Here is a 1,029-nt window from a genome sequence, read left to right as displayed (position 1 = left end):
CACTAGATCGCGAACTCTGATTTAAGCAACTGATCACACAACCACTTCTAAATTTTGGGTATAAAAGTATCAATACACTCATTTACTAGGACGTAACTAATGAAAAATTCTTTCGACCACAACATGCCCAACAATGAAGGATATTTTGGTGAATATGGTGGCAGCTTTGTCCCGCCAGAGCTTGAGCAAATCATGCGAGATATTAACGCCGCTTATGAAGAATGTTGCCAAGATCCAGAGTTCAAAGACGAGTTAGCTCGCCTTTATAAACACTTTGTCGGTCGACCTAGCCCTATTTTTCATGCCGCGAATCTATCTAAGAAATACGGTGCCGACATTTATCTAAAGCGAGAAGACTTGAACCATACTGGCGCTCACAAAATTAATCATTGTTTAGGTGAAGCCATCCTTGCGAAGAAAATGGGCAAAAAGAAACTGATTGCGGAAACTGGTGCAGGCCAGCATGGCGTGGCATTGGCGACTGCTGCCGCTTTGGTTGGCTTAGAATGTGACATTTACATGGGCGAAGTCGATATCGCCAAAGAGCATCCGAACGTTGTCCGTATGAGGATCCTTGGTGCTAACGTGATTCCTGCCACGCACGGACGTAAAACGCTGAAAGAAGCCGTTGATGCTGCCTTTGAAGCGTACCTCAAAGATCCAGAAACTCAGCTTTATGCCATTGGTTCCGTGGTTGGCCCTCACCCATTCCCTAAAATGGTTCGCGATTTCCAATCCATCATCGGGAACGAAGCGCGAGTTCAGTTCAAAGAGATGACGGGCAAATTACCGAACAATCTTGTCGCGTGTGTGGGTGGCGGCTCAAATGCCATGGGGTTGTTTAGCGCATTTTTAGAAGATGAAAACGTCGCGATCCACGGCGTCGAGCCTGCTGGACGATCTTTGGACAAAGTGGGTGAACACGCAGCCACCCTAACGCTTGGCGAGCCAGGCATCATGCACGGATTTAAGTCTTACATGCTTAAAGATGAACAAGGCGAACCACAAGAGGTACACTCCGTCGCCAGT

Annotated in this window: 1 protein-coding gene; it reads left to right on the top strand. The window is 47.0% G+C overall.

Features of this window, described 5'->3' with window-relative positions; translation table 11 throughout:
• Positions 1–99 precede the first annotated feature (99 nt).
• Positions 100–1,029 (top strand): tryptophan synthase subunit beta (trpB, locus tag R7044_RS24375; RefSeq protein WP_225455894.1); only part of this gene is annotated, 930 nt, incomplete at its 3' end.

The organism is Vibrio sp. 1402, assembly GCF_033340275.1.
This window is presented reverse-complemented; position numbering and strand designations above follow the sequence as displayed.